General features: G+C 56.0%; 26 protein-coding genes, 1 tRNA gene and 1 pseudogene. 20 read left to right on the top strand and 8 right to left on the bottom strand.

From position 1 onward, the window contains the following. Window positions 1-4 precede the first annotated feature (4 nt). The 8 genes from tolR to ACWKWE_RS08255 all read left to right on the top strand — a co-directional run bounded on the left by tolR (window position 5) and on the right by ACWKWE_RS08255 (window position 5,882). Window positions 5-469 (top strand): protein TolR, encoded by a 465-nt coding sequence (gene tolR, locus ACWKWE_RS08290; RefSeq protein WP_166596264.1) that lies wholly within the window; start codon window positions 5-7, stop codon window positions 467-469. Beyond that, window positions 469-1,539, top strand: a complete 1,071-nt coding sequence (tolA, locus tag ACWKWE_RS08285; RefSeq protein ID WP_166596265.1) for a cell envelope integrity protein TolA — start codon at window positions 469-471, stop codon at window positions 1,537-1,539. Before tolR ends, tolA begins: the two co-directional genes overlap by 1 nt. After that, on the top strand, window positions 1,536-2,837 hold the full coding sequence (gene tolB / locus ACWKWE_RS08280; protein WP_166596266.1) for a Tol-Pal system beta propeller repeat protein TolB: 1,302 nt from the start codon (window positions 1,536-1,538) through the stop codon (window positions 2,835-2,837). Before tolA ends, tolB begins: the two co-directional genes overlap by 4 nt. A 52-nt stretch (window positions 2,838-2,889) precedes the next feature. After that, window positions 2,890-3,390, top strand: coding sequence for a peptidoglycan-associated lipoprotein Pal (pal, locus tag ACWKWE_RS08275; protein ID WP_074752666.1), 501 nt, complete (start codon window positions 2,890-2,892; stop codon window positions 3,388-3,390). 6 nt (window positions 3,391-3,396) lie between these two features. Continuing rightward, the gene (gene ybgF / locus ACWKWE_RS08270; RefSeq protein WP_341962550.1) at window positions 3,397-4,227 is read left to right on the top strand and encodes a tol-pal system protein YbgF; all 831 of its coding nucleotides are present in this window, start codon (window positions 3,397-3,399) and stop codon (window positions 4,225-4,227) included. A gap of 177 nt (window positions 4,228-4,404) precedes the next feature. Beyond that, window positions 4,405-5,052, top strand: coding sequence for a 7-carboxy-7-deazaguanine synthase QueE (queE, locus tag ACWKWE_RS08265; protein ID WP_108120958.1), 648 nt, complete (start codon window positions 4,405-4,407; stop codon window positions 5,050-5,052). 16 nt (window positions 5,053-5,068) lie between these two features. Beyond that, on the top strand, window positions 5,069-5,743 hold the full coding sequence (gene queC, locus ACWKWE_RS08260) for a 7-cyano-7-deazaguanine synthase QueC (protein WP_166596268.1): 675 nt from the start codon (window positions 5,069-5,071) through the stop codon (window positions 5,741-5,743). 63 nt (window positions 5,744-5,806) lie between these two features. Continuing rightward, window positions 5,807-5,882 (top strand) — tRNA-Lys (locus tag ACWKWE_RS08255). A gap of 626 nt (window positions 5,883-6,508) precedes the next feature. Here ACWKWE_RS08255 and ACWKWE_RS08250 read toward each other — a convergent pair. Continuing rightward, window positions 6,509-7,054, bottom strand: a complete 546-nt coding sequence (locus ACWKWE_RS08250) for a hypothetical protein (protein ID WP_483850245.1) — start codon at window positions 7,052-7,054, stop codon at window positions 6,509-6,511. A 395-nt stretch (window positions 7,055-7,449) separates the two neighbouring features. On the opposite strand from ACWKWE_RS08250, the gene ACWKWE_RS08245 reads away from it, so the two are divergent. The 3 genes from ACWKWE_RS08245 (at window position 7,450) to ACWKWE_RS08235 (ending at window position 9,911) form a co-directional block, all read left to right on the top strand. Then, window positions 7,450-8,388: an alpha/beta fold hydrolase gene (locus tag ACWKWE_RS08245; RefSeq protein ID WP_166596270.1), complete on the top strand. Its 939-nt coding sequence runs from the start codon at window positions 7,450-7,452 to the stop codon at window positions 8,386-8,388. Window positions 8,389-8,863: 475 nt separating this feature from the next. Next, entirely contained in the window at window positions 8,864-8,998 is a 135-nt protein-coding gene (locus tag ACWKWE_RS08240; protein ID WP_166596372.1) for a DUF2256 domain-containing protein, read from the top strand. A 592-nt stretch (window positions 8,999-9,590) separates the two neighbouring features. Further along, window positions 9,591-9,911, top strand: coding sequence for a hypothetical protein (locus tag ACWKWE_RS08235; RefSeq protein WP_166596271.1), 321 nt, complete (start codon window positions 9,591-9,593; stop codon window positions 9,909-9,911). Between the two features lie 238 nt (window positions 9,912-10,149). Here the strand turns inward: ACWKWE_RS08235 and ACWKWE_RS08230 are convergent, their stop codons facing one another. Beyond that, window positions 10,150-11,064 carry a LysR substrate-binding domain-containing protein gene (locus ACWKWE_RS08230; protein ID WP_483850244.1) on the bottom strand — a complete coding sequence of 305 codons (915 nt, stop codon included), beginning with the start codon at window positions 11,062-11,064 and terminating at the stop codon, window positions 10,150-10,152. Window positions 11,065-11,175: 111 nt separating this feature from the next. Between ACWKWE_RS08230 and ACWKWE_RS08225 the strand changes: the two genes are divergently transcribed. The 7 genes and pseudogenes from ACWKWE_RS08225 (at window position 11,176) to ACWKWE_RS08195 (ending at window position 16,884) form a co-directional block, all read left to right on the top strand. Beyond that, entirely contained in the window at window positions 11,176-12,327 is a 1,152-nt protein-coding gene (locus ACWKWE_RS08225; RefSeq protein WP_166596273.1) for a trans-sulfuration enzyme family protein, read from the top strand. A gap of 103 nt (window positions 12,328-12,430) precedes the next feature. Further along, window positions 12,431-13,255: a transporter substrate-binding domain-containing protein gene (locus ACWKWE_RS08220; RefSeq protein WP_483850243.1), complete on the top strand. Its 825-nt coding sequence runs from the start codon at window positions 12,431-12,433 to the stop codon at window positions 13,253-13,255. A gap of 3 nt (window positions 13,256-13,258) precedes the next feature. Continuing rightward, window positions 13,259-13,909 (top strand): amino acid ABC transporter permease, encoded by a 651-nt coding sequence (locus ACWKWE_RS08215; RefSeq protein WP_401149043.1) that lies wholly within the window; start codon window positions 13,259-13,261, stop codon window positions 13,907-13,909. Beyond that, complete coding sequence (locus tag ACWKWE_RS08210) at window positions 13,906-14,664, top strand: amino acid ABC transporter ATP-binding protein (protein ID WP_483850242.1); 759 nt, start codon at window positions 13,906-13,908, stop codon at window positions 14,662-14,664. Before ACWKWE_RS08215 ends, ACWKWE_RS08210 begins: the two co-directional genes overlap by 4 nt. Window positions 14,665-14,878: 214 nt before the next feature. After that, window positions 14,879-15,571 carry a type 1 glutamine amidotransferase domain-containing protein gene (locus ACWKWE_RS08205; RefSeq protein WP_341962666.1) on the top strand — a complete coding sequence of 231 codons (693 nt, stop codon included), beginning with the start codon at window positions 14,879-14,881 and terminating at the stop codon, window positions 15,569-15,571. Window positions 15,572-15,705: 134 nt separating this feature from the next. After that, window positions 15,706-15,810: pseudogene (locus tag ACWKWE_RS08200) on the top strand (transcriptional regulator); the annotation flags it as partial. A 399-nt stretch (window positions 15,811-16,209) separates the two neighbouring features. Continuing rightward, entirely contained in the window at window positions 16,210-16,884 is a 675-nt protein-coding gene (locus ACWKWE_RS08195) for an HAD family hydrolase (protein WP_483850241.1), read from the top strand. Between the two features lie 252 nt (window positions 16,885-17,136). Here the strand turns inward: ACWKWE_RS08195 and ACWKWE_RS08190 are convergent, their stop codons facing one another. The 3 genes from ACWKWE_RS08190 to ACWKWE_RS08180 form a co-directional block, all read right to left on the bottom strand. Beyond that, entirely contained in the window at window positions 17,137-18,276 is a 1,140-nt protein-coding gene (locus ACWKWE_RS08190; RefSeq protein WP_483850240.1) for a sensor histidine kinase, read from the bottom strand. Window positions 18,277-18,352: 76 nt separating this feature from the next. Next, window positions 18,353-18,901, bottom strand: coding sequence for a carboxymuconolactone decarboxylase family protein (locus tag ACWKWE_RS08185; protein ID WP_166596281.1), 549 nt, complete (start codon window positions 18,899-18,901; stop codon window positions 18,353-18,355). A gap of 348 nt (window positions 18,902-19,249) precedes the next feature. Further along, window positions 19,250-19,564 (bottom strand): DUF6021 family protein, encoded by a 315-nt coding sequence (locus tag ACWKWE_RS08180; RefSeq protein WP_483850239.1) that lies wholly within the window; start codon window positions 19,562-19,564, stop codon window positions 19,250-19,252. 227 nt (window positions 19,565-19,791) lie between these two features. On the opposite strand from ACWKWE_RS08180, the gene ACWKWE_RS08175 reads away from it, so the two are divergent. Then, window positions 19,792-20,169, top strand: a complete 378-nt coding sequence (locus ACWKWE_RS08175) for a termination factor Rho (RefSeq protein WP_483850469.1) — start codon at window positions 19,792-19,794, stop codon at window positions 20,167-20,169. Window positions 20,170-20,281: 112 nt separating this feature from the next. On the opposite strand, the gene ACWKWE_RS08170 is transcribed toward ACWKWE_RS08175, so the two are convergent. Both ACWKWE_RS08170 and ACWKWE_RS08165 read right to left on the bottom strand, forming a co-directional pair. Further along, window positions 20,282-20,503, bottom strand: a complete 222-nt coding sequence (locus ACWKWE_RS08170; RefSeq protein ID WP_166596282.1) for a PLD nuclease N-terminal domain-containing protein — start codon at window positions 20,501-20,503, stop codon at window positions 20,282-20,284. Between the two features lie 19 nt (window positions 20,504-20,522). Continuing rightward, on the bottom strand, window positions 20,523-21,755 hold the full coding sequence (locus ACWKWE_RS08165; protein WP_483850238.1) for a zinc-dependent alcohol dehydrogenase: 1,233 nt from the start codon (window positions 21,753-21,755) through the stop codon (window positions 20,523-20,525). 330 nt (window positions 21,756-22,085) lie between these two features. Between ACWKWE_RS08165 and ACWKWE_RS08160 the strand changes: the two genes are divergently transcribed. Further along, window positions 22,086-22,826 carry a DUF72 domain-containing protein gene (locus tag ACWKWE_RS08160; RefSeq protein WP_218576270.1) on the top strand — a complete coding sequence of 247 codons (741 nt, stop codon included), beginning with the start codon at window positions 22,086-22,088 and terminating at the stop codon, window positions 22,824-22,826. Window positions 22,827-23,007: 181 nt separating this feature from the next. Here the strand turns inward: ACWKWE_RS08160 and ACWKWE_RS08155 are convergent, their stop codons facing one another. Continuing rightward, window positions 23,008-23,523: a DUF4142 domain-containing protein gene (locus tag ACWKWE_RS08155; RefSeq protein WP_166596374.1), complete on the bottom strand. Its 516-nt coding sequence runs from the start codon at window positions 23,521-23,523 to the stop codon at window positions 23,008-23,010. Window positions 23,524-23,558: the final 35 nt, after the last annotated feature.

Below are 23,558 nucleotides of genomic sequence, written 5' to 3'. Positions count from 1 at the left end.
CCCAATGGCTTTAATCGCTCGCGGTCGACGCAGCAAACGCAAGCCGGTCGCCGAAATGAACGTGGTGCCTTACATCGACGTGATGTTGGTGCTGCTGGTCATTTTCATGGTGACGGCTCCAATGATTAACCAGGGCGTGAAAGTCGATCTGCCCAAGGTCTCCAGCGAGGCTTTGCCGCAGGACAACAACAATCAGGTCCTGACCATTTCGATCAAGGCTGACAAATCCTATTACTGGAACCTTGGCAGCGAAGTCGACACCGACAAGCAGATGGACAAGGCCATGACCTTGCCGCAACTGACCAGCGCCGTGACCAAAATCATCGCGGCAGGTCGTGAGGCCGGCAAGCAGACTCAGGTGTTCATTCGCGGTGACAAATCCGTCGACTATGGCTCTGTCATGGGCACGATGGGCGGGTTGCAGAAGGCCGGAGTCGGGAACGTTGGTCTGATTACCGAGGCGCCCTGATGCAGCCGATTCGAGAGCCGTCAGCCTCGGAAAGCTACTTCTGGCCCTCCGTCTGGGCTGTGGCACTGCACGTCCTGATTTTTGGTCTGTTGTTCGTGAGCTTCGCGATGACACCGGAACTGCCTGAGTCGAAACCTATCGTTCAGGCCACGCTGTATCAGCTCAAGTCGAAAAGTCAGGCGACGACCCAGACCAACCAGAAGCTTGCTGGCGAGGCAAAGAAATCCGCTGCGCGACAAACGGAAGTCGAACAGATGGAGCAGAAAAAAGTTGAGCAAGAGGCGATAAAGGCGGCGGAACAAAAGAAAGCCGATGCCGCTCAAAAGGCCGAAGAGCAAAAGGCTGAGGAAGCGAAGAAAGCGGAAGAAGCCAAAAAGGCCGACGACGCGAAGAAAGCTGAAGCCAAAAAAGCAGACGATGCGAAGAAAGCAGCAGAAGAGAAACAATTGGCTGATATAGCCAAGAAGAAAGCTGAAGACGACGCGAAGAAAAAAGCTGAGGAAGACGCCAAGCGCGCCGCCGCGGAAGAAGCCAAGAAACAGGCTGCCGAGGACGCGAAAAAGCAGGCGGCTGACGATGCGAAGAAAAAGGCTGCTGAAGACGCGAAGAAAAAAGCGGCTGAGGACGCCAAGAAGAAAGCTGCAGACGACGCCAAGAAGAAGGCACAGGACGCTGCCCGTAAATCGGCGGAAGACAAGAAGGCGCAAGCACTGGCCGACCTGCTCTCCGACAAGCCGGAACGCCAACAGGCGCTGGCCGATGAGAAGGGTGATGAAGTCGCTGGCAGCTTCGATGACTTGATTCGCTCGCGAGCTGCGGAAGGCTGGGCACGTCCCCCTTCAGCGCGCAAAGGCATGACAGTCGTGTTGCAGATCGCCATGTTGCCGGACGGTACGATCAGTTCCGTGACCGTGGCCAAGTCCAGCGGCGATGGTCCGTTCGACAGTTCGGCAGTAGCAGCGGTCAAGAACATTGGTCGTTTGACAGAGATGCAGGGGCTGAAACCTTCGGATTTCGCGCCTTACCGTTCATTCAAGATGACATTCACACCTGAGGATCTAGCCTTGTGATTAACCTTCTTCGAGGATTGCTTGTCGTTCTTTGTTGCGCAGCGGGATTCGCCGCTGCCGACGAAAAGAACATTCTGGTCACAAGCGGCAGCGACCGCGCCACGCCGATTGCAATCGTGCCTTTCGGCCTGCAAGGCGGTAGCGTGCTGCCTGAAGACATGGCTCAGATCATCAGCAACGACATGCTGAATTCGGGCTATTACACGCCGATTCCAAAGGAAAACATGATCAGCCAGCCGAGCCAGGCCAGCGAAGTCATCTTCCGCGACTGGAAAGCGCTGGGTGCCCAGTACGTGATGGTCGGCAGCATTTCGCCTGCGGGCGGTCGTTTGCAGGTCCAGTACGCGTTGTTCAACGTCGCGACCGAGCAGCAAGTGCTGACCGGTAACGTTTCAGGTACGACCGATCAACTGCGCGACATGGCGCACTACATCGCCGACCAGTCGTTTGAAAAGCTGACTGGCATCAAAGGCGCGTTCTCGACTCGCATGCTTTACGTTACCGCTGAGCGTTTCGGTACGAACAACACCCGTTACACGCTGCAACGTTCGGACTACGACGGGGCTCGCGCAGTAACACTGCTGCAATCCCGTGAGCCGATCCTGTCCCCACGTTTCGCGCCGGATGGCAAGCGTATCGCCTACGTGTCGTTCGAGCAGAAGCGTCCGCGCATCTTCGTTCAGCACATCGACACGGGCCGTCGCGAGCAAATCACCAACTTCGAAGGCCTAAACGGCGCACCGGCCTGGTCTCCGGACGGCAGCAAGCTGGCCATGGTCCTGTCGAAAGATGGCAACCCTGAGATTTATGTGATGAACCTGGCGTCGCGTCAGCTTTCGCGCGTCACGAATGATTCGTCCATCGATACCGAACCTTTCTTCGGTAAAGACGGTTCGACCCTTTATTTCACTTCTGATCGTGGCGGCAAACCACAGATCTATAAAACGAGCATTAATGGTGGCGGCGCTGAACGCGTCACTTTCATCGGTAACTACAACGCCAACCCTAAATTGTCGGCCGATGAAAAGACGCTGGTCATGATCCATCGTCAAGATGGCTTCACCAACTTCAAGGTAGCCGCTCAGGATTTGCAGCGCGGTAGCGTAAAAATCCTCACAGACAGCAACCTTGATGAGTCGCCTACTGTTGCGCCCAACGGCACCATGGTAATCTACGCCACCCGCCAGCAGGGCCGGGGAGTCTTGATGCTCGTGTCCATTAATGGACGCGTAAGGCTCCCGCTTCCTACCGCTCAAGGCGAAGTCAGAGAACCTTCCTGGTCCCCTTACCTGAACTGACGCGGCGCTTTACGTTTTACTTAACACACTGGGGTTCATTAGGAGTTTCACGATGGAAATGCTGAAGTTTGGTAAATTTGCTGCGCTGGCTCTGGCCATGGCTGTAGCTGTAGGTTGCTCGTCCAAAGGCGGCGACAATGCCGGTCAAGGCGCTGCTGTAGATCCAAACGCTGGTTACGGCGCTAACACTGGTGCTGTTGACGGCAGCCTGAGCGAAGAAGCTGCTCTGCGCGCAATCACCACTTTCTACTTCGAATACGACAGTTCTGACCTGAAACCAGAGGCCATGCGCGCTCTGGACGTTCACGCCAAGGACCTGAAAGCTAACGGCGCTCGCGTTGTTCTGGAAGGTAACACTGACGAACGCGGTACTCGCGAATACAACCTGGCACTGGGCGAGCGTCGTGCGAAAGCCGTTCAACGCTACCTGGTTCTGCAAGGCGTATCGCCAGCTCAGCTGGAACTGGTTTCCTACGGTGAAGAGCGTCCAGTTGCTACCGGCAACGACGAGCAATCCTGGGCTCAAAACCGTCGCGTCGAACTGCGTAAGTAATTTGACATGCGAACGTGCCGCCGTGCTTTAACCGTTTTGGCTCTCACCCTTCCTCTTGCAGCGATGGGTGCGGTTCCTGTGGTCGATGACAACTCTGGCTCTGCTGGCAGCAGTTATCCGCCATCGGGTTATGGTACGGCGGGCGCCTACGCCGGAGGTGGGGCTACGGCCCAGCCTTCGGCGCAAGGTCAGCTGTTCATGCAGCTGCAACAAATGCAGGATGAAATTTCGCGCTTGCGCGGAATCGTTGAAGTCCAGCAAAACGATATCCAGCAGATGAAGCAAGAAGCGCTGGATCGTTACAAGGACCTCGACTCTCGCATTGGAGCGGGTGGCGCACCTGCCGCACCTGCCAATAATTCAGCTTCCGACGGTGGCGTCAACGCCGGCGGAGCCCCTGTAGCACCTGCTGGCGGCGCATCTGCCGCACAGGCGCCTCAGACCAGTACAGAACCGGGTGACCCGGCGAAAGAAAAGCTCTACTACGACGCTGCTTTCGACCTGATCAAGGCCAAGGATTTCGACAAGGCCAGCCAAGCGTTCTCTGCTTTTTTGCGTAAGTACCCAAATAGCCAATACGCGGGCAATGCCCAGTACTGGCTGGGTGAAGTAAACCTGGCCAAAGGCGATCTGCAAGGTGCCGGTCAGGCTTTCGCCAAGGTGAGTCAGTTGTACCCAAAGCATGCAAAGGTGCCTGATTCGTTGTACAAACTCGCTGATGTGGAGCGCCGCCTGGGTCATACCGACAAGGTCAAAGGCATTCTGCAGCAGGTCGTTGCCCAGTACCCTGGGACGTCGGCAGCACAACTGGCTCAGCGCGATCTTCAACGCCTCTGACACCAGGTGATTGACCCTCGATTCAAGAAAGCCGCGCGTTGCGCGGCTTTTTTCGTTAGAATCTCGCACCCGAAATTCCGGTATTGATTACGCTTCTTTGGATTCTGCGAGCGCAGAGTGCACAGAAGTGCCTGACGGAGGCGGATGGCCTGTTTAGCCGTTACGCCCGTGGCCCCTATGCAAGACACATTACGCATCACCGAAGTTTTTTACTCGTTACAGGGTGAAACGCGCACAGCAGGCTTGCCTACCGTATTTGTGCGCCTCACCGGTTGCCCCCTGCGTTGCGGCTATTGCGACAGCGAATACGCGTTCACAGGCGGCACGATTCAGACCCTCGATTCGCTCATGGAGCAAGTCGCCAGCTACCGCCCGCGTTACGTCTGCGTGACCGGCGGCGAGCCTCTTGCCCAACCCAACGCCATTCCGCTGCTTCAGCGGTTGTGCGATGCCGGCTACGAAGTGTCGCTGGAGACCAGTGGCGCACTGGACATTTCCAAGGTTGACCCTCGCGTCAGCCGTGTGGTCGATCTGAAAACGCCAGGCTCGAAAGAAGTGGCGCGCAATCGCTATGAGAATATCGAACTCCTGACCCCGAACGACCAGATCAAGTTCGTCATCTGCTCGCGGGAAGACTACGACTGGGCGGTTTCAAAGATCATCCAGTACGGTCTGGACCGTCGAGCAGGGGAAGTGCTGTTTTCTCCGGTGCATCGCGATCTGAACGTTCGAGACCTCGCCGACTGGATCGTTGCCGACAACCTGCCGGTGCGCCTGCAGCTGCAGCTCCATAAAATCCTCTGGAACGATGAGCCGGGGCGCTGAGATGAGTGAGTACACGATGACTGAGAAACGCGCGGTAATCCTGCTGTCTGGCGGCCTGGACTCGGCCACCGTGGTCGCAATGGCGAAAGCCGACGGCTACACCTGCTACACCATGAGCTTCGACTATGGCCAGCGTCATCGTGCCGAGCTGCAAGCAGCTGAGCGTGTGGCGAAGGACCTGGGTGTGATCGAGCACAAAGTGATCGGCCTGAACCTCAACGGCATCGGCGGCTCGGCCCTCACCGACAGCAGCATCGCCGTGCCGGAAACGCCTGGCGAAGGCATCCCCGTCACCTACGTTCCCGCGCGCAACACGGTCTTTCTGTCATTGGCATTGGGCTGGGCCGAAGTCCTTGGCGCACGTGACATCTTCATTGGCGTCAATGCTGTCGATTACTCTGGCTATCCGGATTGCCGCCCTGAATTCGTCGAGTCCTTCGAGCGCATGGCCAACCTCGCGACCAAGGCGGGCGTAGAAGGGCAAGGTTTTACCATTCAAGCCCCGTTGCAGATGCTGAGCAAAGCCGACATCGTCAAGGCAGGCACGCGTCTGGGCGTCGATTACGGGCTAACGGTTTCCTGCTATCAGGCGGACGATCAAGGCCGCGCCTGCGGGAAATGCGACAGCTGCCGCCTGCGCGCAGAAGGCTTCGCAGCGGCCGGAATCACCGACCCGACGCGTTATTTTTAAATTTTTTAAAAAAGGGTGTTGAATTACTGAGAAAAATCAGTAATATACGCGCCACCACGAAGCGGGTCGTTAGCTCAGTTGGTAGAGCAGTTGGCTTTTAACCAATTGGTCGTAGGTTCGAATCCCACACGACCCACCATCTTCGAAACCCGAGAGGTCCACGTAAGTGTGAATTCTCGGGTTTTTTTTCGTCTGAACGAAAGTGGGGCACCAGCTCCCTGGACCATCCCACGTCAACTCATGACTCAACCCGTTCCGGCCGGTTGCAGCGCCTGTTCAAGGCTGTAGCGATCCGAGTTAAGACTTTCTACATGCGTCAGTCATTTTGATTCTGAACCAACAACCCCAGTAGCCGCGATCGCTGTTGGGCCGTGTTGAATCGGCGTTTGGTCCACTACTACAGGGACTGTTCCAAGCTCAGGCATCGCAATCATTGCAGCTGCCGGGGGAGCGACGGCTCGAGCTGAGAGGGGGATCACGTCATGCCTTTATCCAGGGAAGCAGCTTTGGCCGGTCGTCTAGGCCTTGGCGTTGGACGACGGGTGCGTTTTTTTCTGTTCGATACCCACCTGATATTGCGCTGGGTCAAACACTTTGTACTCATCGCTGCCTGCAGCTCCGTAGTGTTTCAACTGCTCAGTTGGATCGCGGGTGTGGTTTTTGGACGACTACGATAAAGAACAGCTGCGCGAAGTTAACGCCATGCCAGGGGTATTCTCTCTGGTCTGGACGGATAGGAAAACGGAGCTTTTGCTGACGCATAGGCTACACATGAATGCTGATGCCTTGAGACTGCGCACTCGGGGTACCGCTGTCAGTGCGTGCATCTTTGGCAAAGTCGTTGAGGTTTTGTAGGACATACACTGTATTTATATAATCAGGTACGACTTGAAATCCATATTCATTATTGTCGACGCTCGCGCTACGGAGACTGTTTATGCGCGCTGCAAAGTAGTCGAGAGCGTTCATTTTTACATCAGGTGTCATCTGGTTGCCCACCGAATCGAGGTTGGTGCCTGCAGAGATCATGAGATTGGCGGTAGTCTTGTCGATCAACCCCAGTGCATACAGGTTTTTGCTGACCAGCCCTAACTCAGCCGGTGTGATGGAGGTCATGTCGAAATCAGCGAAGCTAGATCCCAAGCCTGCTTTTTTCATGGCATCTGTATCGAGTACGCCTTGCTTCGTTCCAATTTCCTGCAATAGTTGATTCGTCAAATAAGAGTTGCGAGGTGTTGAGCCTGAACTTGAACCGGACCCAGGCGACTTGATAGTTACCGAAGTTAATGACTGCCCAACTGAAATACTCATATTATCTCCACATGTTGACGCAGCGTAAATATCGCCCAAAGTCGGGTTAACGTGCTCGACCCGTTTCTTAAATCCATAAGGAACAGACTCAGGATCAGCAAGAGCTTATTAGCGTCTAGTTGATGGGGGCATCTGTAATAAAGAACAGCTCAAGCTTCGACGTCAGCCCATTTGCCGTTGCCAAGCGTGGCACATGCCCTCAGCGCTATCCCGCTTCCGCACCCATCTATGGGTTATGGTCGTTGACAGCCATTAGTAGTATTTTCCCTATCTATCAGTAGGTATGTGTTTTCAACGTAACATGATACTCTTAATCCTGCAAGGCGCCGTTAGCGCGTGGCTGACACAGCCTGAGGCCAGACGGTGCGGTCCGGGCAAACCTGAAGGAGCAAAAGATGCGGAGCGAATTTTTTACGTGGGCAACCTATCTGACGTTGCTGCTGACGCTGTCAGTCTCTCCTGACGCTGCCTTTGCCCAGACTGAATACCGGTACATCACCTTAGACGGCGGAAAAATGTTCTACCGGGAGGCTGGTGACCTACGCAATCCCACCATTCTGCTGCTTCACGGATTCCCATCGTCATCCCATATGTTCCGTGACCTGATTCCGGAGCTGGCCGCGCACTTTCACGTGCTGGCGCCTGACTATCCTGGGATGGGCAATAGCGATGCTCCCGCATCAGGAGATCCGCTGACGTTCGATGTGCTCGCCGAAACAGTGGATACATTCGTCCGGCGAATGGGTATAGGAAGCGCCGTGATCTACATGCAAGATTTCGGTGGCCCCGTCGGGATGCGCATCGCGACGCTTCATCCCGATTGGGTACGCGGATTGGTCATTCAGAACACGCCCATGACGTTGGACGGCTGGCAGCCTGCACGGCTTCAAGCCATTCAGGCCGCCAGTATTCTGAAACCAGTGGAAAAGCGGGACGCCGCACAGGCTAGGGTGAGCGTTGCAACGGATCTGTTCCTCTACCGTCATGGCGCTCGCGATCCTGGCACCCTCAACCCTGACGCTTGGGTCAACGACGCGCTCGCTTTGAGTGACCCCGATAAGCGACGTGCCATGACAGACTTGCAGCTGGATATCCTCTCCAATCTCGCCCTATATCCAAAGTGGCAGGCTTACCTGCGCGCGTCGCATCCACCGACGCTGGTAGTTTGGGGGGACGGTGACCCGATCTTTGCCCCACGCGGCGCCGACGCCGTCAAGGACATCCTGCCGAGCGCAGAAGTAGTTCACTACAACACTGGGCATTTTGCTTTGGAGGAAGATCATCTCGACATTGCCAAACGAATCAACAACAAGTTTGGACATTCTTCTCAATAAGTCAGGACCTCGGATGATCCTTTCAGCTCCTTTTTGTCCCAGTTGGCCATGACTGAATTACGCGCATTGCGGCTGCCAAAGCCGTTCGATTACCACGCCGCGACCTAGCTGGTACAGATCGCTCAAGCGAGAGCGACTACGAGTTCGGTTACTTTGAAGGTCAAGGACTTGGCTTTGCCAAGGGCGTGCATCTGGCAAACGTTATTACGGAAGACGAGTGCAGCCAATTGCATCTCGTGTTCAAAGACGCAGCTGATCGTCGGCGATAGTCAGCCAATGGAAAAGCCGGTCAGCGATCATTTGATCACGTGCATCACGAATGTCCATGAAAGCAGCCAGCCAACAACCATGCCGGCGAAGCAGAACGCTACAAGGAGATTGCTCATGTGCAGGGAACGTCTCATGGTTTCATAAGTGGCATCCCATCTACGTCTTGAAACCTGAAATAGATGCACACAATCAGGACGGATCGCAGTTGAAAAAGAGCGAGCTTCCGGTCAAAACCTGCGTCTGCTGCCAACTTCCTTTCGTTTGGCGAAAAAAATGGGCGCGGTATTGGGATGAGGTCCGGTATTGTTCGGAGCGTTGCCGACGTGCCGGGAAGAAATAGATAGGTGCATGGATGAAAGCAGATTTCGGTGATGCTCCGGAACGGATGCTCAGAACTCAACAGAAGCGTGGCATTCAGAGGTTCGCCACCTATGCAGTAGCAGGATGCATCGCCGCCGTAAGCGGGTTTATCCTCTTGAGTCGAACGGAGCCTGATCGCGGAAGCGCGCTACACGTGGCTGAAAATCTTCGCTCAGGGCGAGAGTCAGGTGAGATGAACAGCGGTTCGGTCATACGGTCCGGCCCATCGTTAGACCTCCAATCGCCAAACAGCAGCGCATTCGTTAATCAGGCTCGGCAAACGGTATTCAATGATCAAAACTTTATCCCGACAGGTGCGCACAACGTCGTAACCTTCCACGACACTGTTCGAGAGGTGCCCCTAGGGGAACCTTCAAAGAAGGCCAAGCTGACGATTGTCCGGCAAACGCCCAGCATGAAGGATCGGGGGTGTTGGCCATACAGGCAGGGGAGCATTGAGTCGCGAAACTGTCGTGCTGCGATAGGTCTCCACCATCGTGACTGAGACAAAATGACCAAGTGGGCTGCCCGGTGCGGGAGTACCTAAAAACACATCGACAGGACATAGATTCGTGAATACAGAGTTGACTGAAGAAGAGATGCGAAGGGCCTTGTTTGGGGCCTCAGAAGCTCCGGTCCACGTAGCTGCACCGGAAGAGCCGTCTCCGATCGTTATTGCCCCACCCGTAGCGGTGAAAAAACGTAAACCACCTCAGACATTCGTACCCAAGCTCAAGGTGACCCTGCGAGTCGGAAATGAATTTGAAGGCGAGACCCAGATGTTCGTCTTCGAAGCCGACACGCTCAGTAAGCTGCAGGCGGAGCTCGATGCGATTAAAGCGGCCCGCAAGAAATTCAAGTACATCGAGGTCGTTTCGATTACGTCCGCCTAGCCATGTCCGCATGGTCTTCAGTGATCGTCTGGGCCCAGCGTTATCTGGTCTGACCTATCTCACTCACCCGGAAAAAAGCCTTGCTCCAGCGGTGCACCGGCCACTGCGAAGCGTTTTCAGGCTGCATCCAGATTCGACTTCCTGGGCCATTTGAAAGTGTTAGCGGCTCGGATAGCCATCCCAACGGGTTTCGTCAAGTCCATGCAATCACTCACGCTTAAACCTTGACTCCGAAGCCTCACTTTTTCATATGGTTTTCCACAAGCTTCAAATCCTTTGCCAGTTGGATGCGTAGCGCGGATATCAACTTTCGCGCGTTGTCCGCCAAGGGTTTTCCGGGTCGGAAAAGCAAGAGGCTCGTGAAGTTCACCTTCAGGGAAAACGGCCGGATGACCAAGCCACGGTCGATGTAGTCGACGACGGCGACAGGATTGGCGAAACCGAACCCGATACCGCGCAACGCCATCTCGCAGACGGTATGGGCATAGGGCGTTTCAATCCTGATATTCGGCGTCACGCCATAGGGGGCCAGCGCCGCTTCCATTCGCCGACGGCTGCTGTCTTCTGGATTGAGTGCGATGAAGTCGTGGTTGCCGATATCGTTCGGAGTGATCACCGGCAGCCTTGCAAGCGGGTGATCAGGTGGCATGGCCATGACACCCGGCGATTCCAGAAAAGGCGAATGCTCCAACCCCATGACCGGCATCTCGTCGGCCATCAGGCCAAAATCGCATTGACCGGATGACACGTCCTGATGCACCTCCCGCGAGCTAAGGACCCGTAGCGACACCCTCATATCTCGTCCTGCCAGATCGAACGATGATAGAGCCCTCGGCATGAATGCATTACCCAGTGCCGGATGCACGGCAATGGCCAGCCGGTCCGTGCCGAACTGCTTCAAGGTCTTGATCCGATGTTCGATCGCATCCATCCCGATGAAGAGTTTGTCCACGTCCACCATTAACGCGTGCGCCTCCTGCGTGGGCACCAGACGGCCACGAATCCGGTGGAAGAAAGCGAGACCGGCAGATGTTTCGAGTTTGCGAATCGCCTGGCTGACGGCAGGTTGGGAGATACCGAGCATGTTGGCAGCCTTGCTGGTGCTTCCTGCGTTCATGACCACTCGAAAGACTTCAATTTCTCGGACACCCATGCAGTAACCTATAACCTTTACTTATTGAGTTAATAATTCTAGGTGTAGTCACTCAGTTAGGTCTATTGAACAATAGGATTCATTGTCCCTGACCCAACAAGGCGTACCTAGATGAAACTTGTAGATCCTGCCGGCAGCCCTTATGCCAGCCTCTCTCCAGGTGTATGGCGCGGTTCGACCGTAGTGTTCGATTCGTTCGAGGACTTCGTCAGCCGTAAGAGCCGACAGCCAGACGGCTACAGCTATGGAATTACCGGCACGCCAACCACTCGTGCGCTCGAGCGTCAAGTCGCTGATCTGGAAAACGCCCGCCACTGCGTGATCATGCCGACGGGTGCGTCTGCACTGATTACCACTGTCATGGGCTTCGTTCGTGCAGGCGACCATCTGCTTATTTCGGACTCCTGCTATGGCTCGCTCAAGACTTTCGGTCGCCAGTGGCTGGCTCATCTTGGTGTTGAGGTGGAGTTCTATCCACCGACTATCGACGCCGGAATTGAAGCATTGATCCGCACGAACACCCGCATGATCTGCATGGAAGCTCCGGGCACCGTCACCATGGAAATGCAGGACATTGGTGCAATCACCGCCATCGCCAAAAAGCACGGCGTGCTGACCATGATGGACAACACTTGGGCAAGCCCTCTTTATTTCAAAGCCATCGAGCATGGCGTGGATTTCGTGGTTCAAGCAGCGACCAAGTACTTCGGCGGTCATTCCGATCTGCTGATGGGAACTGTCAGTCTCAACGATCCGGAACGCTACGCGGTGCTGCGGGAAACCCAAAGCATCTTTGGTCAGGCTACCAGCCCTGAGGATTGTTTCCTGGTCCAGCGCGGGCTTCAGACGTTCGAGCTGCGGCTGCGTGAGCAAAGCCGAAAGGCATTGGCAGTGGCGCGTTGGCTGGAGGCTCAGCCTCTAGTACGACAAGTACTTTTCCCCGCGCTGGAAAGCGATCCGGGTCACACCCTGTGGAAGAACCAGTTCGAAGGCAGCGGCTGCTTGCTCTCGATCATCCTGGAACCAGCTGCCGACGAAAGTGCCTTCGGCGCATTTTTCAATGCCCTGCAACGGTTCCCCATCGGCGCGAGTTGGGGCGGTACCCACAGCCTGATTGCCTACTACCCGGCGTCCCAGCAACAGGCACGGCAATTTTCACCAACAGATCAACCCATCGTGCGCATCTCGATCGGTCTTGAAGACGAGTCGATGTTGATCGCCGACCTGGCCGAAGCCTTGGAGGCATACGCCCGGGTACGTTGACGTACGGGCACGCTGCGCTTCAGACGCGGCGGCCAGACCAGAATTTTCTGCCGTTACTCCCGCGAGCCCCTGCGGCCGCACACTCAAATGAGGATGGATAACAATGAAACAGAACGGCATTCGTTTCGCATTGGCAATGATCATGTCTTTTAGCATTGGCTCGGTTGCCATGGCTGACGACTCCCTGCAAACCCTGCGAGAGCGAGGCGTTATTCGTATCGCTAACACCCAAGCCAGTCCACCCTGGAGTTATCTGGGGCAGGACAACAAGCCAGCAGGCTACGACGTTGCCATCGCCAAAGAGGTTGCCAAGCGCATTGGCGTGGCGAAAGTGGAGTTCATCGCTGACAGCTTCAAAAGCTTCGTCGAAGGCTTGAAGGCCGACAAATACGATCTCGTCATGAACGACCTGACGCCCACAGATGAACGCAGAAAACAGGTCGACTTCGCGAGCCCGTATGGCGTGGAAGAGTTCTACATCTTCGTGCGCGACGACAATCAGGACATCCATAGCATCAAGGACATGCCAGCGCACTCGATCGGTGTGACGTCGGGGACCAGCAATGAATCCTGGGCCCGCAAGCACATGACCACGTCCGACATCCGGGCCTATGAGAACGGCGGTCTGGTGTTCAACGATCTGGCAATTGGACGGGTTGATGCAGTGCTGTCTTCATTGTTCGGCGGAGAGAAGTACAAAAAGGTCAATAACCTGCCCATCAAGGCAGTGGGTGAGCCTCTGACGTACCAGCTGTCTGCTCCTGCCATGGCCAAGGGTCGAGACAGTCTGCGCGACGCGGTCAGCAAAGCCATCGAGTCGATGGTTGCAGATGGCACGGTGGACGCTGTCGCCAAGGAGTGGATCGGGCCGGATTATCACATGACCAGTGGAATCAAGGCCGCTCTCGCTGAGCTGGCAGAGGAATAAATAATGTGGGATCTCTTTCTACGGGCGCTGCCCCTACTGCAAAAGGCGATCGTGACGACCCTTGGGTTAGGCCTGGGTGCCTTTGTCCTAGGTACTGGTTTGGGTTTGATGATTGCCCTGATGCGGATTTCTCCGGTGCGGCTGTTTCGGATGATTGCCTTCAGTTATGTCTCGATCTTCCGCGGCACGCCTCTGTTGGTGCAGATACTGTTGATCTATTTCGGTTTGCCGCATTACGGGATCGTGATGACTCCGATCCCTTCGGCCCTGCTCGCACTGACGCTGTTCTCGGCGGCCTATCTGAGCGAAACCTTTCGAGCCGGCATCATCGCGGTCGACAGTGGGCAGTGGGAGGCCGCCAGTTCGATGAGCATGGGCTACTGGACCTGTCTTCGCCGGATCATCATTCCGCAGGCGTTTCGAATCGCCTTACCCACCATGGGCAGTCGGCTCATCGCGTTGATCAAGGACACCTCGCTTGCTTCCACGATCACGGTCATGGAAATGACCAGAGTGGCTGAGCAGATCGGTGCTTCCACCTTCCGGTACATGGAAATGTTCCTGATGGTGGGCGCGATGTACTGGCTCATCAATCAGGTGTTGACCATCCTGCAAACCTGGCTGGAAGGCCGTTGGACGAGGCACATGCGATGAACACAAGCACTGTACGCGTTACTGGCCTGAGCAAGTCATTTGGGGATCTGGCCGTACTCAAAAACGTTGACCTTGAGGTTCAGGCCGGCCAAGTCGTGGTCATCCTCGGTCCGTCGGGATCAGGCAAAACAACCTTGCTGCGCTCTCTCAACCTTCTGGAAAAACCGGACGCCGGGACGCTGGAGGTCTGCGGGTATCGTGTGGAGATTTCGCGCAGCGGTCGATTCGACCGGGCAACGCGCAAGCAAGTGGCGCTACTTAGGCAAAAGACCGCCATGGTCTTCCAGTCCTTCAACCTTTTTCCGCACATGACGGCCCTTGAGAACGTCATGGAGGGGCTCCTCAGCGTGAAAAAGGTTTCAAAGGCACAGGCGCTTGAACGAGGGCGGCATTTGTTGGATCAAGTCGGTCTCGCGGACAAAGCGGACAGTTATCCCGCCAAACTTTCAGGTGGCCAGAAGCAGCGTGTCGCCATCGCAAGAGGGTTATCCATGGACCCTGAAGTGATCTTCTTTGATGAGCCAACTTCTGCCCTGGACCCTGAGCTGCGTGACGAAGTGCTAGGCGTCATGCGCAAGCTGGCGAACAGCGGGATGACCATGCTGGTGGTCACCCACGAGCTGCGTTTCGCTCGAGAGGCAGCGGACCGTGTGGTGTTCATGGAAAACGGTGTGGTGGTCAAGGATTGTTCCACTGAAGCGTTCTTCGGTGAGGAAAGCGGCGAGCGCATTCAGCAGTTCCTGCGCCGGTATTGATCGCCAACTTTATCTGGACCAAGGCTTGGGACGTACGTGGAGCTGTGGCTGGCGCAGCATGACCGAACCTGTCGCCTCCTTGCATATCCTCGAGCCATAGCAGACGCGGCCGAACGAGCTCCGGTCATTCGACGTGAACGTCTGCGTGGTGAACGTCTCTGACAATTATGCGGTGCGATTCAGTACTGCCCATATCGCAAGGAGACAGGCGCGTATGAACATTCTCATGATCCTCACTTCTCACGACCAGCTGGGTGATACCGGCAAGAAGACGGGCTTCTGGTTGGAGGAATTCGCAGCCCCGTATTACACATTTGCGGATGCCGGGGCCGAAATTACCCTGGCTTCTCCCAAGGGTGGACAGCCGCCGCTGGACCCTAAAAGTGATGAACCGGACGCCCAGACCGAGCACACTCGACGTTTCCGTGCCGATAGCGAGGCTCAGGGGTTGTTAGCCAATACCGTGCCCTTGGGCGAAGTTGACCCCTATGATTTCGATGCAGTGTTTTACCCTGGTGGCCATGGCCCGCTGTGGGATTTGGCCGAAGACACCGACTCCATTACCCTGATCGAAGCGTTTTATGCGGCCAACAAACCGATCGCCGCCGTGTGCCACGCGCCGGGTGTATTGAAGAACGTCAATGCTCCTGATGGTCACCCTGTGGTGCAGGGCAAAAACGTCACCGGCTTTACTAATTCGGAAGAGGAGGCCGTAGGGCTCACTAAGATCGTGCCCTTCCTCGTCGAGGACATGCTGAAGGCCAAAGGTGGGCAATACTCGAAGGCTGCTGATTGGGCAAGTTACGTGGTCGAAGACGGACACCTCATTACCGGACAGAATCCCGCTTCATCACAAGCAGCGGCTCAAGCGCTATTGAAGCGGCTAGCCAGCGAAGTCTCTGCGTGATTTATGCCGCCCGGCCTGCGCCCCGGGGGCGGGCGGTAGTCACTACTCGTCTTCTGATCCGCGACTATCTTGATCCCTTTTTGCGACTGTCAGGATGGCGTGATTGCGGGAACGATATCCCGTAAAAGGCTCAACCTCACAATGGCGAGACCCTTGAAACCAAGGGGGGAAATCACAAAACGCTGAAACAGTGGAAGAGTGAGTATGGTGGTGCAGAAGTAGAGTCCTGGTTGGCTTGAAAATCATACGGCGAGTGGTACAGCCGCCAGTATGATCCCGTCTGTTTTTTCTTTCATCGCGGCTCATTTGAATGGACCCTACCAGCGTCGTTTAGGGCAGCCTGACGCTCAATGGCCCATTCCTCTCGGTGGCTGTCTGCAACTTTTCGTTCGATCTCGACAACGGTCTTTTGAACCGCCTCGGCGTCCTGCTGTTTGGTGCGGGTCGACCTAGGTGTTATGACCTCATCAATCGCGCGATTATCGTCACCGTCCTCAAGATCCCTTCTGCTCCCACGCCAGTACGGGAAACTCCGGGTTGAATCTGTGCTGGACGACTCCCATTGCCAAAGAAACGCGGAACGCCGGGATGCATGGGATCTCGAATACGTACGCACGCCACCGCATCGGAGCATGACCATGAGCCCTACCACCTCCTTCATTTTTGACCTGGATGGCACGTTGACAGACAGCGTTTACCAGAACGTGGCAGCCTGGAAACAAGCGCTGGACGCCGAGGGAATCCCATTGGCAATGTGGCGAATCCATCGAAAAATTGGCATGAGCGGAGGGCTGATGCTCAAGTCATTGGCTCGGGAAACGGGCCTGGACATTCCCGCCGAGCAGGCCAAACGACTCAGCGATCTTCACGCCAAAGCGTACCGCGAGCTGCAGGACCAGATCACAGCGCTGCCGGGCGCCATTGAGTTACTCCAATCACTTGACCAGAGCGGATCGAAGTGGTGCATCGCAACCAGCGGCGGCAGCGAGACGGCAGCGATCAACCTCAAGGCGCTGGGTTTGAAGCTGGACGATGTTTCACTGATCACTCGCGATGACGTGAAATACGGCAAGCCTGACCCCGACCTGTTCATCGCTGGCGCTCTACGCCTGGAAGTCCCCATTGAAGAGTGCCTGGTCATCGGCGACGCCATCTGGGATATGCTCGCCGCCAGACGTTGCAAGGCCACTGGCATCGGTCTGCTGTCGGGTGGCTATGACATCAGTGAGCTGGAGCGGGCAGGGGCATTGAGGGTGTACGAAGACCCGCTGGATTTGCTCCATCATATGGACGAGGTTGCATCACGTCCGTAGGTTTTGGGGTATCCGTAACACGCACCTGGCTTATTGATCATCAGAGCGCGGAAGGCTAAATGCGTCGCCCCGGTTTCAGCCGACACCGGCGGTCTTACCTTGGCAGGTAGGACCGGCATTCTCAGGCTTCTACAAAGGGTTGATCAGCGTGCGCTTTGTTGAGTAGCTTGCCGATCATTTATAGGACGGCTTCAAAGGCAAGTTGTTGCTCATGAATGACTGCTCACAGCCCATAGCGGACGCTCGCGGACTTTAAGCCATGCGACCGATCGAGAGATGCACTGAAAAACAGGTCCCATTCTCTGCGCAAGACGTCACAGCAACGGTCCCCTGATGTCCTTGCGCGATTGCGCGAACGATGTAGAGGCCTAGCCCGACACCATGCTGCTCATTTTGATTTTGATGCCCTCGAATCATGGGTTCGAACATGTCTGCGAGCATTGCTGGCGGAATCGGGTCACCTTCATTGCTGACAGAGAAAACGAGTTCGCCTTCGTTGATTTCGCATTTGAGATGGACAGGCTTTCTCGGCGTTCCGTACAGGGTGGCGTTGGCCACCAGGTTGCCAAGCAGTTGATGAATACGGTCCGCGTCGAGACAGGCTGATCCCAACGGATGATCAGGGAGATGATGCTCCAGGTTCGGGAAGCTCAGCCGAAGCTCATCGACAATCGACGCCATAAGCTCGTCCAGGTCTACGTTAGCCATTTGGACGGCCAGTCCTTTGCCAACGCGGGCCTGAGTAAAGTCGAGTAGGTCTTCAACCAGCCGCTGTGCCCGCCGCGTGGCGTTCTGTACGCTTTGCAGCACCCGTTGTTTTTTGGCGGGAATTGCCTCGCCCATTTCCATCAAGCTGGTTCCCATGAGGATGGCCGACAGCGGGTTACGCAAGTCATGACTCACAATGCCAACCATCTGTTCAGCCAAGAGCACCCGGTCCTCGGCAGCTGCACGGAGCTCAGATTCCACCAGTTTGATCGCGTGTTCGGCAGTGCGCTCAGCTGCCAGCGCCGCGATACGCGCCAAGGCCCCGCCGACTGAGCTGCACGCATGTTGAAGATGGCGAACATCCTCTTGGGAAAATCCTTTTCCGACCCTGCCTACGCACAAGGCGCCGTGTACAGCAGTCCTTGATCCCAAAGGCAGGGCTAACACAAACCTGTCGCTGTCATTGCAGTACGCGACCGTTGGTGAGCCTTTGGCCATGGCGTCTCTCAGCACAGTCCCGTGGCTCGACAGACAAGACTCATCTTCAATCTTCGCGGCGGTGCAGACTTTCCGATCCTGGGACCACAGCGACAAACCGTCTGGCTCGGGGAGTAACGTCGTGCAGGTGTCGTAATCGCAAATCCAGTGCAGCCGCGCCGCGACCAGCTTGGTCAGTTCTGGCACGGTCTGTAAGCTCACGCACTCGGATATGAATTCCAGCAGCAAGCTTTGACGTGTGAGGGCTTCCCTGATCTCCATATCAGATTTGGAAAAACATGTCGTCGGGTGCCACACCGGTGGCGTCCGCAACGATGTTCAAATACACGGCCAAGCCGATGACTGAAATCAATTCCATGATGTCTTCGTCGTTCAGGCCATGACTGTGCAGGGATGAATAATCCTCCTGTGTCATGCCTTGTGGGTTGCGTGCACACTTCACCGCAAAAAGGATGATGTCCCGCACCTTTTCCGGCGTAAGGTCCTCGATATTTTCGACCAAGGCCTGAAGGGTGGCGGTGTCGATTCCAAGGCTTCTGCAACACGCTAGATGCGCAGCTTCGCAGTACATGCACTTGCGGTCATGTGAGACCGCCGCGACAAGCATCTCTTTGAGCGCACGTGGCAGGTTTCCGCTTAGCATCGCGCCTTGCAGTAAGCCCCATGTTCCCTTCGCCGCCGCCAGCGAGTGCCCGTGCATCTTCATGAAGTTGGGCGTCATTGGAAAGCCCATGCCACGCTGGAACTCTCCGAAAACTTTCTCGGATTCCGCTGAAAACTCGTGCGGTATTTTTAATGTCGAGAATGGCATGAATAACCTTGCTGCTATTGGAGGCTTAGCTCCTGCCACCACGGCATTGCTGCACCAGGCTTGAGCGATGCGTCACAGGCTATCCCAGTGGTTATTAAATGGCGAGTGGATACGTAATGGCGGTCGTATCGGACGAGCGCATTGCTTCTGCGCATAAGGAGCCTTTGCCCGGGTCCGGCAGCAGAGAAACAGGGCATCACAAACGTGGAATGGCGCAAAGCCTGACCTGATTAGATGGACCCGGTTTCAGACCACCAGAAAATTTGCCCTGATGGAAAAGCTGGCTCGAACTGAAGGGCTGATGGTCGATTGAGAAATGGCCCATCAGCCTTGAGGGCATTCACAGGGTCATGGAGCAGGGTCGTTACTCGTACGCGCGGGGTGTGGCGGGTCAATCTGGGGATCGGACACGTCAGGTGAATCGGGGTCGAAGCCCAGATCCTGTGCGTCCGTCGCACCACCGTTGCCACGATGAGTCTGGGCATCCTGATCTGAGCCGGGATTTCCCGGTGGGGGATTCCAGTCCGCTGGCCGTTCCTGCGAACCCTGCTTCGGCTCTGAAGTGGTTTTTTCCAGGCCTGAGTCATGACCTTCCCCGGTATCAGGCGCTTTTTCATCTGGGCCGGGATACGCAGCGGCTGGCCCGTTGTTATCAACTGACATGGCAATTCTCCGTTCTAAACGCAGTTCATCCGCGTATAGCGTTCAGAGGGGGAGTGCGTGGCAGAAGTGCTCTGGTAGCGACGAGCGGAGCTCGATGGGTGTTCGAGGATGATTTGCGGCGCGTTGGGACGGAAGAAAGCCCGGTGAACTTTCTTGGAAAAATCGACTTCCTTATGGGTATAGGCGCGAATGCGCGTCCTCGATATTTCGACTCGGAGGGATCAGCGATGCCACGTGGAAGCAAAGATAAGTACACCGAAGAGCAGAAACGAAAAGCGAAACGTATTGAAGAAAGCTACGAGGCTAAGGGCACGCCCAAAGGCGAAGCGGAGGCCCGTGCCTGGGCGACCGTGAACAAGCAGTCTGGTGGAGGCGAGAAAGCAGGGGGCTCAGGTAAGAAGACATCTGCCTCTGCCAAGGCCCAAGCCAAGTCTGATTCGAGTAAGAGGGCTGCGCAAACTCGGAGCGGCCATGGTCGAGACTCCGAGTCATCGCTGGAAAGTCAGAGTAAAGCGAGCCTCATGACAGAGGCGCGATCTCGCAATGTGTCTGGGCGCTCGAAAATGACCAAAGCCGAGTTAATCCAGGCGCTCCGGAAAAAATGACGCTCTGGTCGGCGCAAGCGTAAGGAAGACAAGGCCTGATGTTCATGCTGAACCTGATTCAAGTCAGTAGGGCTGTCCGCTGAGATTGATCCTCAGCGGACGCCATAGCGAATCACCCCTTGCTGTGTTCTTTGGAGGTCGGAGGCTGCGCGACGCCTCGTGGACCCGCAATGCCCCATATCGCCAGTCCAATCACCGGTAGTGCGACGATCACGACCGCCCAGCCCAGTTTTGTGCTCGACGATTTGGTCGTACGCCAGACGCTTGCGATTGCCCAGAGGTCAACCAGTAACACGATCACGCCCATGGCGACCCACAGTAATGTTGGTTCCATATCACACCTCCGATGCCGATCAGACGGCGGGAACAGTTGTTGATGGAGTAGCGGTTTCAAGTTCCGGCACCACGATGTCGTTTCCGCCAGGCGTCAGAATGACCTTGCGGCAATCTTCCTGCTTCTTGTCGAAAATCTTGTAGCCTTCAGCGGCCTGCTCCAATGACATTCGGTGAGTGATGATCGCCTCAGGCGCGATGTGTCCCAGTTCGATATGCTCAAGCAGCTCTGGCAGAAAGCGCTGAACATGGGTCTGCCCCATTTTGAATGTCAGCCCCTTATCGAACGCATCCCCAAACAGGAACCCGTGAATGAAGCCGGAGTAGACGCCCGGCACGCTGACGGTGCCCCCACGCCGTACTGCCGCGATACATTGGCGTAGCGCCTTGCCGCTGCTGCCTTCGAGTTTGAGGGTGGCGAGGATGGTTTCAGTGGTGCTGCCTTTGGCTTCAAAGCCGACGGCGTCGACCACGCCATCGACTCCGCGCATGCCTGGGGTTTGCCGGATGATGGTGTCAGCCGGGTCGTCGTCTTCATCGAAATTGACCGGGATCACGTTGTAAGTCTGCTGCGCGTAAGCAAGCCGGTAGGCGTGATGGTCGACCATGAAGATGCGCTCGGCGCCCAGCATGCGGGCAACCGCTGCGCAAAGGAGCCCGACCGGGCCAGCGCCATAGATGGCGATGCTGGAGCCTTGGCCGATGCCGGTGTTGGTGACCGCCTGATACGCAGTGGGCAGGATGTCCGAGAGGAACAGAACCTTCTCATCCGCCAATGTGCCCGGAACCTTGAACGGCCCGGTGTTGGCTTTCGGCACGCGTACGTACTCCGCCTGGCCACCGGGAATCCCTCCATACATATGGCTGAAGCCAAACAGCGCCGCGCCCGGCGGGATGGCTTTCTTGTTGATGATCGCGCCACGACCGGTATTAGTCGTTTCACAGGCCGCGAACAGATCCAGCTGGCAGAAGAAGCAGTCTCCGCAGGCAATAACAAACGGGATTACAACGCGATCCCCCGGTTGGACAGCAGTCACGCCTGAGCCTGTCTCTTCGACGATGCCCATGAATTCATGGCCGAAGATATCGCCGTGCTCCACGGTCGGTATCTTGCCGCGATACAGGTGCAGGTCGGAACCGCAGATCGCCGTGGCGGTGACTCGCAGGATGATGTCATCTGGCGCCTCGATGATCGGGTCGGGGACAGTGTCTACCTTGACGTCATGGGCACCGTGATAGGTGAGCGCTCGCATTGTGTTTTCTCCGCTGTTTAGTGTGGCCTCTAAAGAGCGGAGCTATAAAGCGTCGGTTAAGTTCGTACTTTCGGATAACCGAGACCTTGCGAGAAAATCAGCTGGATATGAAACCCTTCGTCTAAGACTGTTCGTCGGTTCAAATGAATATAACGAGAACAGCTCAGCCGAAGGTCGGTCAAGGATTTGGTGGGCCTCAAAGGACGAGCACGCAAGGTTCTTGAGGCCGGCAAAGACCGATCTGAGTTTTGAGTCCAGGCTCAACGAATTCGCGGTCATTGGCCCCACCGCCGTTGAGATATCTATGCGTGACACGCGACAGGTACTGTTCTGAAAACCGCAGACATTTACGTAGGGTGCGCTGGCTGGAAGCTGGCACGGGAATTCGCCCCTGAGTTTGAAGGCGAAGGTACGCATCTGGAGCGTTATGCATTACGGCTGGGCGCTGCAGAAATCAACAGCTCCTTCTACCGCCCACACAGGCCTGCAACCTACGCGAAGTGGGCAGCATCCGTAGGCAGCGATTTCCGCTTCTCAGTGAAAATCCCTAAGTCGATCAGCCATGAGAACCGGCTCGTGGACTGCTCGGAGCTGCTTGATAAATTCTTGTTGGAGATCGCTGCACTGGGTAGCGCGCTCGGCTGCCTGCTGATCCAGCTCCCACCTTCGCTCTCATTCGACGCCCGAGTCGCAGGCCGCTTCTTCGAATCGCTGAGAGCTCGCTTTTCCGGGTATGTCGTGATCGAGCCGCGTCATGAGTCCTGGGTGAACGCCCATCAGTTACTGGTCGAGCAACACATAGGACAGGTGGCGGCTGATCCTGCCAGGTTGAGTAATGGTGCGCAGCCTGGTGGCTGGCCGGGAGTTCGCTATTGGCGCCTGCACGGGGCACCTAGAATTTACTACAGCGCTTATGAGACGGCTTGGCTTGAACATCTTGCGAAGAGGATTGAGGCAATGGCGGAGGACGTGCCGACCTGGTGTATTTTCGACAATACTGCTCGCGATGCCGCACTTGGCAACGCGCTGCTCATGCAGCGGTTGCTGAAGATCGGTGGTCGCAATGAGTAAGAACCGCAAAGGTTGTCGCGAGCATTCACCATGATGGTTGAGCCTCAGGTGCCGAGGTAGCGCATCCACGCTCCTCCCTTGGTGACCTGACTAACCAAGTCGATCCAAGACGGGAGCATGGCAAAATCACTTTTCTACGTTGAGTAAATGCGCCGTGCTTGAGAGGGCGGCGCATCGGGTCTCAGTTCGCGGTATCACCACCATGAGCTTTTGCCAAGGCCTTGGCATGCTCCAGATGGGCTTTCAACTTTGGTAGGGTTTCAGTAGCGAAGGCTTTCAGATCTGCATCCTTGCCGTTGGAAGATTCTTCTTCGAACAGGGCAATCGTCGCTTCGTGGGCCTTGACCTGGTTATTGGCATAAGCCTGATCGAACGACTTGGCGCTACGCAGTTCCAGGATCATCGCCTTTGCTTTGTCGACCAGCTCGGCACTGTCAGAGACCTCAAGGTTTTTCTTGTCAGCAATGGACTTGAGCTTGGCGTTCGCGGCGGTATGGTCTTTGACCATCATGTCCGCAAAGCTTTTTACATCCGCAGCGCTTCCTTTCTCCTGTGCCAGCTTGCCAGCCTCCACCTCGGCCACGCCTTTGGCGGAAGCATCTTCCACAAAATCATCGTTGTCCTGCGCCGCGAAGGCGCCTTGCGTGCCTAATCCGATCAGCAGAGTCAGTGCGCAAGTATTCAGTATGTTCGCCATTTTTATTTTCCTCACCATTCCATGATGGGCATGAG

The sequence above is a fragment of the Pseudomonas salicis genome (assembly GCF_057128705.1).
This window is presented reverse-complemented; position numbering and strand designations above follow the sequence as displayed.

Bases quoted from the DNA above. Each gene is read 5' to 3' on its own strand.
- ACWKWE_RS08215 (WP_401149043.1), top strand. From the start codon at position 13,259: ATGTGGGATCTCTTTCTACGGGCGCTGCCCCTACTGCAAAAGGCGATC.
- queE (WP_108120958.1), top strand. From the start codon at position 4,405: ATGCAAGACACATTACGCATCACCGAAGTTTTTTACTCGTTACAGGGT.
- tolR (WP_166596264.1), top strand. From the start codon at position 5: ATGGCTTTAATCGCTCGCGGTCGACGCAGCAAACGCAAGCCGGTCGCC.
- ACWKWE_RS08155 (WP_166596374.1), bottom strand. From the start codon at position 23,523: ATGGCGAACATACTGAATACTTGCGCACTGACTCTGCTGATCGGATTA.
- ACWKWE_RS08170 (WP_166596282.1), bottom strand. From the start codon at position 20,503: ATGGAACCAACATTACTGTGGGTCGCCATGGGCGTGATCGTGTTACTG.
- ACWKWE_RS08220 (WP_483850243.1), top strand. From the start codon at position 12,431: ATGAAACAGAACGGCATTCGTTTCGCATTGGCAATGATCATGTCTTTT.
- ybgF (WP_341962550.1), top strand. From the start codon at position 3,397: ATGCGAACGTGCCGCCGTGCTTTAACCGTTTTGGCTCTCACCCTTCCT.
- ACWKWE_RS08225 (WP_166596273.1), top strand. From the start codon at position 11,176: ATGAAACTTGTAGATCCTGCCGGCAGCCCTTATGCCAGCCTCTCTCCA.
- pal (WP_074752666.1), top strand. From the start codon at position 2,890: ATGGAAATGCTGAAGTTTGGTAAATTTGCTGCGCTGGCTCTGGCCATG.
- ACWKWE_RS08250 (WP_483850245.1), bottom strand. From the start codon at position 7,054: ATGAGTATTTCAGTTGGGCAGTCATTAACTTCGGTAACTATCAAGTCG.
- ACWKWE_RS08185 (WP_166596281.1), bottom strand. From the start codon at position 18,901: ATGCCATTCTCGACATTAAAAATACCGCACGAGTTTTCAGCGGAATCC.
- ACWKWE_RS08205 (WP_341962666.1), top strand. From the start codon at position 14,879: ATGAACATTCTCATGATCCTCACTTCTCACGACCAGCTGGGTGATACC.
- ACWKWE_RS08245 (WP_166596270.1), top strand. From the start codon at position 7,450: ATGCGGAGCGAATTTTTTACGTGGGCAACCTATCTGACGTTGCTGCTG.
- ACWKWE_RS08230 (WP_483850244.1), bottom strand. From the start codon at position 11,064: ATGGGTGTCCGAGAAATTGAAGTCTTTCGAGTGGTCATGAACGCAGGA.
- ACWKWE_RS08195 (WP_483850241.1), top strand. From the start codon at position 16,210: ATGAGCCCTACCACCTCCTTCATTTTTGACCTGGATGGCACGTTGACA.
- ACWKWE_RS08165 (WP_483850238.1), bottom strand. From the start codon at position 21,755: ATGCGAGCGCTCACCTATCACGGTGCCCATGACGTCAAGGTAGACACT.
- ACWKWE_RS08175 (WP_483850469.1), top strand. From the start codon at position 19,792: ATGCCACGTGGAAGCAAAGATAAGTACACCGAAGAGCAGAAACGAAAA.
- tolA (WP_166596265.1), top strand. From the start codon at position 469: ATGCAGCCGATTCGAGAGCCGTCAGCCTCGGAAAGCTACTTCTGGCCC.
- ACWKWE_RS08210 (WP_483850242.1), top strand. From the start codon at position 13,906: ATGAACACAAGCACTGTACGCGTTACTGGCCTGAGCAAGTCATTTGGG.
- ACWKWE_RS08180 (WP_483850239.1), bottom strand. From the start codon at position 19,564: ATGTCAGTTGATAACAACGGGCCAGCCGCTGCGTATCCCGGCCCAGAT.
- queC (WP_166596268.1), top strand. From the start codon at position 5,069: ATGACTGAGAAACGCGCGGTAATCCTGCTGTCTGGCGGCCTGGACTCG.